The 7,905-nt window shown below is 32.4% G+C and carries 4 protein-coding genes and 3 pseudogenes; 5 read left to right on the forward strand and 2 right to left on the reverse strand.

Annotated elements, in window-relative coordinates; genetic code table 11:
- The first annotated feature begins 193 nt into the window (after nt 1-193).
- From ACQV2R_RS08220 to ACQV2R_RS08235, 4 genes and pseudogenes are all read left to right on the forward strand, one after another.
- Nucleotides 194-787 carry a type IV toxin-antitoxin system AbiEi family antitoxin domain-containing protein gene (locus tag ACQV2R_RS08220; protein WP_428892085.1) on the forward strand — a complete coding sequence of 198 codons (594 nt, stop codon included), beginning with the start codon at nt 194-196 and terminating at the stop codon, nt 785-787.
- Nucleotides 780-1,613, forward strand: coding sequence for a nucleotidyl transferase AbiEii/AbiGii toxin family protein (locus ACQV2R_RS08225; RefSeq protein ID WP_428874722.1), 834 nt, complete (start codon nt 780-782; stop codon nt 1,611-1,613). Before ACQV2R_RS08220 ends, ACQV2R_RS08225 begins: the two co-directional genes overlap by 8 nt.
- A 91-nt stretch (nt 1,614-1,704) precedes the next feature.
- Nucleotides 1,705-3,421, forward strand: a pseudogene (locus tag ACQV2R_RS08230) (DNA topoisomerase 3).
- A pseudogene (locus ACQV2R_RS08235) lies at nt 3,396-3,934 on the forward strand (ATP-binding protein); the annotation flags it as partial. The pseudogenes ACQV2R_RS08230 and ACQV2R_RS08235, both read left to right, overlap by 26 nt.
- A gap of 205 nt (nt 3,935-4,139) precedes the next feature.
- Here the strand turns inward: ACQV2R_RS08235 and ACQV2R_RS08240 are convergent.
- Both ACQV2R_RS08240 and ACQV2R_RS08245 read right to left on the reverse strand, forming a co-directional pair.
- A pseudogene (locus ACQV2R_RS08240) lies at nt 4,140-5,078 on the reverse strand (IS30 family transposase).
- Between the two features lie 112 nt (nt 5,079-5,190).
- Nucleotides 5,191-5,802 (reverse strand): hypothetical protein, encoded by a 612-nt coding sequence (locus ACQV2R_RS08245; protein WP_428892086.1) that lies wholly within the window; start codon nt 5,800-5,802, stop codon nt 5,191-5,193.
- 447 nt (nt 5,803-6,249) lie between these two features.
- On the opposite strand from ACQV2R_RS08245, the gene ACQV2R_RS08250 reads away from it, so the two are divergent.
- Nucleotides 6,250-7,842, forward strand: coding sequence for an ATP-binding cassette domain-containing protein (locus tag ACQV2R_RS08250; protein ID WP_428885386.1), 1,593 nt, complete (start codon nt 6,250-6,252; stop codon nt 7,840-7,842).
- Nucleotides 7,843-7,905: the final 63 nt, after the last annotated feature.

The following is a 7,905-nucleotide window of genomic DNA, read 5'->3' on the forward strand; positions in this document are numbered from 1 at the left end:
ATAATCTCCCATCATTTTCCCTCCTATCCTTTTCATCATTTATTATAGAGGATAGAGGGACATTTTGATTTGTGTTCTCTTGAGACATTATCATTTACGTTTAACATTATTACTTTTTAAAAACTATTTATTTGTTGCAAGTATGCGTACAAAATGATATAATGTAAGCACAATTACAACAAAGGGTGGTATTATGAATTATATAGAAAAAATAAGGGAAAAAATAAAACAATCTGGTGGAATTATTACGAGTAAGGAAGTTAAAAACTCAGGTATTCCTACCGTATATCTTACACGAATGGTTGAAAATGGAGAGCTAACTCGTGCAAGTAGAGGGATTTATATAGATTCTAATGGAGACTATGATGAATATTACTTTTTTCATAGTAGATTTAGTGTTCCTATTTTTTCTTATGTATCTGCCCTGTATCTTCATAAATTTACGGATATAATTCCAAATGAAATGGAAATTACAGTATATAGAGGCTACAATCCTCATCGCATAAGTGAGAATGTAATAATACATTATGTAACAAAAGATATTTATGATTTAGGTGTTACAGAATGTAAAACCGTATTTGGGAATTTAGTTAAAGTTTATGATCTGGAAAGAACTCTTTGCGACCTTATAAAAAATAGAAATGAAGTTGAAACAGAGCTATTTTCTAAAACAATTAACAGGTATGCACGCTTCCAAAATAAGGACTTGAACAAACTATACGAGTATTCAAAGAAAATGAAGATATATGAACAAGTAAAAGAACTAATGGAGGTTATCTATGAATAAGGACAAATTAAGGTCGATGTGTCAAAAATTATCAAAAGAGACTGGACTTAGCTTTAATGCAATACAAACACACTTTTTTCTGGAAAGCATTTTAGGAAAAATTGCCAACAGTGATGAGAATGAAAATTTTATATTTAAAGGTGGTTTTTTACTTGCGAATGTTATTGGTATTAGGCAGAGAAATACTGTAGATATTGATTTTTTGATAAGACGATTTTCTCTTACAGAAGAAAATATAAAACAAAGATTTGAAAAAATGTTTCAAAAGAAAGATGATACAGGAATAAGTTATGAAATTCAAAAGATAGAAGAAATACGCAAGGAAGATGAGTATGGTGGATTTAGAATTACTATTCTTTGTAGATTAGAGAATATAAGACAAATTATTCCTCTTGATATAGCAACAGGAGATCCAATTACACCAAGTGAAATATCTTATGAATACAAGAGTATTTTCAGTGATGATGTTTTTGATATTTGTGCTTACAACATAGAAACGATGCTTGCAGAGAAGCTTCAGACAGTCTATAAAAGAGGGGTGTTTAATAGTAGAAGTAAAGATTTTTATGATATTTACATTCTGTATAATTTAGAAAAAGAAGAAATTGATTTTGAAAGATTAAAGAAAGCTTGTGAAAATACATTTAGATACAGAAGGACAAATTTTGATGTTGATAGTATTCTTGAGGTATTAAACATATTAAAAAATGAGAAAGATATTAATACAAGATGGGCTAATTATCAAAAAAGATTCAGCTATGCTAAAGACATAAGTTTTGATGATGTAATAAATACAACGATAGAATTAGTAGGAAAAATTAAATAATGCACCAAAAACTATACAATATTTGGTGCAAACAAAGGGCGAGAGAGTTAAATCTTTCGCCCTTTTCTATTGAAAACAGGAGGAAAAATATATGAAACTTGTAATTGCAGAAAAACCAAGTGTAGCAATTTCTATTGCAAAAGTGATAGGAGCTAAAAAAGAAAGAAGGATATTATGAGGGAAATGGCTATAGGGTAAGTTGGTGTGTAGGTCATTTAGTGCAAATGGCGAATCCCGACGCTTATGATGAAAAATATGCTAAGTGGAATATGGCGGATTTACCGATTATTCCAAAAGAATATAAGTATGTGGCGGCAAAGTCTACCAAGAAACAATTTAATATTCTCAAAAAGTTGATGAACGATAAGGAAATAGACATTGTGGTAAATGCTTGCGACGCAGGTCGTGAGGGAGAAAGTATTTTTAGACTTGTATATAACGAAGCAAATTGTAAAAAGAAGATGAAACGCCTTTGGATTTCCTCTATGGAAGATACTGCAATTAAAGAGGGTTTTGATAATCTACAAGATGGGAGTTCTTACAATAATCTCTTTGAATCATCGCAAGCAAGAGCGATTGCAGATTGGCTCGTTGGAATGAATATCAGTAGACTTTATTCTTGCTTATATAGTCAAAACTATAGCGTAGGAAGAGTACAAACACCAACACTTGCTATGATTGTTAATCGTGATGATGAAATCGTCAATTTTAAGAAAGAAAAATACTATGCAGTAGAGCTATCATTTAATGGATTTACACTTTCAACTGACAGAATTGACGATAAAGAGATTGCTGAGCAGCTATTAAATTTATTGGGCGATAAGATTGAAATTACAGATGTTATTCAAAAGGAAAAGATAACAAAACCTGAGCTTCCATTTGATTTAACAACACTTCAAAGAGAGTGTAATAAGTATTTTGGATATAGTGCAAAGCAAACACTTGACTATGCTCAAAGTCTTTATGAAAAGAAATTTATAACCTATCCAAGAACCGATAGTCGTTGTCTTACGGAAGATATGATTACAAGCACTATTAACAATATCTTAGGTAAGAATGATTTTGATACAAAACGCATTAAGGTTGTCTTTAACTCGAAAAAGGTTACAGATCATCATGCAATTATACCGACAGTAAGCAGTATGAATGAGTGCTTAACTTCACTTCCGGAAAGTGAATTAAAAATATATGAACTTGTTTTAAGTAAGCTACATGCAAGTGTAGGCTATCCTTTAATTGAGAATACAACAAAGATTGTTGCTGAATTTGACGGATTTGAATTTACAAGTAGCGGTAAAGTGATTGTTGATGAGGGATTTACCAAGTATCTAAAAGAATATATTAAAAAGAAAAGTGAGGATAATCTTCTTCCTGATGTAAAGATAGGTGATATTCTTGATGTTGAAAACAAGGAGATAAAAGAAAAATACACAGCACTACCGAAACACTTTACTGAAGATACGCTTTTAAAGGTTATGGAGCTTGCAGGAAATGACGCATTGGAAAAATGTGTAGAAGTTGAGCGAAAGGGACTTGGAACATCTGCAACAAGAGCAGGAATTATTGAAAATCTAATCTTTAAGGGATTTATTGAGAGAGATAAGAAAAACCTTATTGCTACACATAAGGGAATCAGCCTTGTAACAATTGTTGCTGATGTCTTTAAATCCGCAAAAACAACAGCAAAATGGGAAATGGAATTATCCGATATTGCACAGGGTAAATCTTCAAAGAAAATTTTTTTAGAGGCGATTGAAAATGAGATAAAAGAAGTGGTTTTAACTTATAACCAGTACATTGGCTCATAGAGATCATTCAAGCGGTTTTCCTGCAAAAATGATTATTGACGATGAGAAGATTATTATAGAAAACAGTAATTTAGCTCATGGAATGGGGCATTGGACTTACAAAAGTTTGAGTCTTTCCCTAAAAATCCTGCTATCTCAAAAGTGTTTAGAGAAATAGGACTTGCTGATGAGCTTGGTTCAGGTATGAGAAACACATATAAATATACAAGACTATATTCAGGTATTGATCCTCTGTTCGAGGAGGGAAATATTTTTAGAACGATAATTTCTTTGAAGAAAATAGCGACTTAAAAAGTTGGAAAAAGTGGTGTCGCTCACAGTGTCGTTCAGGATGTCGCTCACGATAAGATAGCTCTTGCAGAATTTATAAAAGAAAAAATAAGAGAAAATGATAAGATTACAAGAAAAGCAATTGCAGATGAAGCTGGAGTTAGTGTAAAGACTATAGAAAGAGCCATTAAAGAAATAGATAGTCTAAAATATGTAGGCAGAGGAAGTAATGGTCATTGGTAACTGAGTGAATAGCATTAAGTTGCAATGTCATGATTTATGCAGGTATGATTGAGACATAAAGCCAGTAAAATAAGGGTTTTTAGTAAGTTGAAGTAGAAAATTTAAGTTGCAGTAAGTTGCAACACACAGAATGTTTAGGTGATTAGAGTAAAATCTAAGCACCTTTTTTTATTTGATGAATTGCAATAATAAGTGCGACATTATTTTACTCAAGTAATGCTAGTTCGTGCATAAATACTTCAAAAGGTATTTTAAAATTAAGACATTTCCTAGGACGATTATTGATTAGCCACAAGGCTTCATAGAGCTGTATTGGAGTGACTTTTGATAAATCTGTTTTCTTTGGAAAGAACTCTCTTAACAACCCATTTGAGTTCTCATTCGTTCCTCTTTGCCAAGCACTGTAAGCATCTGCAAAGTAAAAGCTAATACCATGATTTTCTATCTCCGGGTAACAAGCAAATTCTTTCCCACGATCTGAAGTAAATGATTTAAGCGCCTCAATCGGTAAAACTTCTATTAGGCTGTCAACAGCTCCTTGCATAGCATCTTTTGATCGGTTTGTCATCAATAAAGCCAGGTAAAAACGACTTTTCCGTTCGGCAAAGGTTCCTAAACATCCCTTGCTTTTTCCTCGTGAAGAGACCATGGTGTCTAATTCCCAATGACCAAATTCTTTTCAATCCTTAACTGCCTTAGGTCTTTGTGTAATCGAAGTCCCTATATTAAATTTCCCTCGAGTTTCTGGCGTTTTACGTCGTTTTCCTTTTTGCCTGAGAACATCGAGAGAGATTTGGAGAATTCCTTGATAAATCCAATTATAGATAGTCTTAAACGAAAGCTTTCCTTGATAATCACGTCCTACTATCTGTTCAGGGGACCAAGTGAGTAGTAGTTTAGATTGAATCGCTTGAATCAATTCAGAAGTATGCTTCGGGTTTCTTCCTTTGGATTGACCTTTAATCTCTGCATTCATATGAGCCGTACTTGCTTGATAAGCGCCAGAAATACATCTTCCTAATTCACGATAAATGGTAGAGCGATGTCGGTTTAGTAACTTAGCGATTTGGTTGACTGGATAACCTTCTTGATGAAGTATTTCTATTTTCGAACGTTCTTCTATGGTAAGATGTGTGTAGCTCATAACAGTCCTCCGTGTTAGTGTTTGTGTGATTACTTACATTTTACACGAACCTGTTATGAGTTTTTTAATATTTGTCGCAATTAATTTTACAATCTATCATTTAAAATAAAGATTAAGCTCCAAAAATAAAGGTGATATAAACCATTAGAGTCAGGAAGAACAAGAAAGTTTCAACATTAACAAGCACTGTATTTGGCTTTATTTTTTCAAATAACTTGACACTTTTTACTAAACTAGCATCTAAAATGATTATTAGATAATAAAAAATGAACAGTCCAAATAAAAACATCACCACTGCCATTATGCCTTCTCCCTTCTGCCAAAAGCATAGCCCCAAGAAAATAGCCCATAAACATTTGAAAAAATTAACTAAACCTTCATAGGGATGAGATAATGTCGCCATCATATAGTTTGTTTGACTATCGCTTATTTTTTTATCTTCATTGTACTTGGCTAAAAAGGCTATATGACCAGTTTGCAGAGCCATTCCAGCTACTAGTAGAATTAAATAAACTGAACCAAACACACTTCCTACCAATAAAATATCAGAATCGAGTAATTGATAGAGAACAAATGGTAAGGGAAGCCACATAGCATACATGATGGCTTGCATTAAATGCAATAGAGCATACTCATTATTCTCTGTCATCTTCTTAAAGTTAAAAAGAATGAGTAGAAATATCAAAATTCCTATCCAACCAAAAATTATTGTTGAAAATAACATCATAGCCTCCTTATGAAAATTTGTTCATATCGAGTTTTTAATTAATTTTTTATGAAAAATAAGATTATTGAAGAGTCTACTTTAATTATATCTACTATTTAAATTGTTTACCAACTATAAAAATAATTAAAAGAAAATTCAAATTTTAGAATAACCGAACAATAATTTAAATGTGTATCTGCTTATTGAATGATTCCGTCGCATTTAATAAGCTTTTTAGTATAATAGTTTTGAAAACGTTTAATAAATGGCCTATTGTAAAAAGCATAGACACTATCTGCACACGTAACTTTCAATAAAGAGAAAAGGAAAGGCTTTATATATGACCATTGATTGAGAGAAATTACTGTTCGAGCATTTAAAAATTTATAGTGGATAATAATAAGTTGAAGCTAATAGGGTGAAAAAAATATAACTAATATAATTGAAGTTTAGGTGGACTTGCTTATGAAAATACTGAAATATATTAAAAAGAATGTACTCATCTATTTTTTAATAGGAATGTTACTTAATAGTGGTTTAATGCTTATAAAGCCATTACTACTTGAGCGTTTACTAAACATTCGCGAAGAGCATTTGACTACAGATACGATTCTTTCCTTTATAGTGTATGGTTTAATTTTACACTTGATTTTTTATAGCACTATGCTCTTGGCTAATTTTGTTAGTAATAATCTACAACGTCATTTACAAATAAGATTAAAAAGTCAATTAATGAAACGATTATTTTTAAAAGATTCCATTATGTATGATGAGAAAGTTTCAATCCTTACACAAGACATGGAGCTATTGTACGATCGTTTTCTTCTTCCTGTAGATATTATGATCGGAAAGGCATTTATGCTATGTACCACAATCGTTTTTATTCTGTGGCACAATTTTTGGTTAGGTCTCTTTTTTGTAGCTTTCTCATTTCTTCGGCCTTTACCGCAATTCTTGATGAATCGTCATTTACAAGATAGTGGTGCTGCTTTCTCAAAAAAACAAAAGCAATTCCATCGATCTGTAGGAGATTTTTTTAAAGGAGCGAACACCTTTTATTTTTATGGTGCTAGTAAAGAAAAATTATCTCTGCTTGAAAACATTAATGAGGAATATGAAAATGCTCGCTGGAAAAATGAATGGACCAGTAATATCGTCTTTTTTCTAAACGGTCCATTAGTATTTTTTAGTCAAGTTCTGCCTTTAGCTGTAGGGCTATTCCTACAAAAACAAGGCGTTGAATTGACTACGGCTAGCTTGATAGCTATGTATATCGCGACTATGAATCTCAGTGGTCCCATTCAATCGATCATGTACAGTATTTCTGATATTCAGCGTTCAAGTGACGTGAGAAATAAACTTTATAGCTTACTTGAAGATCCTGGTTCTGAATACACATATTTTACAGCAGATTCTGTCGCTGAATTGGTCTTGGAAAATATATCGAAAAATAGTGAAGAGCGAGTACTCTTCAAAAATTTTTCCTTGAATTTATCCATGCCAAGCAAAGTCTTGATAAAGGGCGCCAGTGGTTCTGGGAAATCCACTTTACTAAGGATCATAGCAGGAGTAATAAGTGCTGATAATGGACGTGTTTTTGTGCGCAATAATCAAGGCGAAGAATTCTTTGAATATCAAGGAAATATTGCCTATATTTCACAACATCCTTTTTTCAGTCACGGATCTATTCGTGATAATTTAACTTTGGGACAGAATTTTCCAGATAATAAACTTTTATATTTTTTAGATCAAGTTGGTTTAACGAATGAAATCCCAGCTATATTGGATTATCAATTGGAAAATAATGGTGAAAATATTTCAGGCGGTCAACGCCTGCGTTTGGAACTGGTTCGTTGTTTGCTTAGAAAGAAGGACATCGTTCTAGCTGATGAGATAACCGCTGCTTTAGATATTCAAAACGCTCGGCGTGTTCGTCAGATTCTTTCGGATTTACCGATTATCTTGATAGAAGTTGCGCATCATATCGATCCAGAAATAAGTTATGACCAAGTTATAGATATAGATGACTTTAAAGATACCTTTACAAAATATGAATAAACAAAATCGGGGCTGTATCATAAGTCTCAAACCGAAAAACCACTATAAACGTTGTTTAAACAA

The organism is Facklamia sp. P12937 (genome assembly GCF_050409505.1).
Classification (GTDB): domain Bacteria; phylum Bacillota; class Bacilli; order Lactobacillales; family Aerococcaceae; genus Facklamia.

Coding starts and splice junctions, on each gene's coding strand:
- ACQV2R_RS08225 (WP_428874722.1), top strand. CDS start 780: ATGAATAAGGACAAATTAAGGTCGATGTGTCAAAAATTATCAAAAGAG.
- ACQV2R_RS08250 (WP_428885386.1), top strand. CDS start 6,250: ATGAAAATACTGAAATATATTAAAAAGAATGTACTCATCTATTTTTTA.
- ACQV2R_RS08220 (WP_428892085.1), top strand. CDS start 194: ATGAATTATATAGAAAAAATAAGGGAAAAAATAAAACAATCTGGTGGA.
- ACQV2R_RS08245 (WP_428892086.1), bottom strand. CDS start 5,802: ATGTTATTTTCAACAATAATTTTTGGTTGGATAGGAATTTTGATATTT.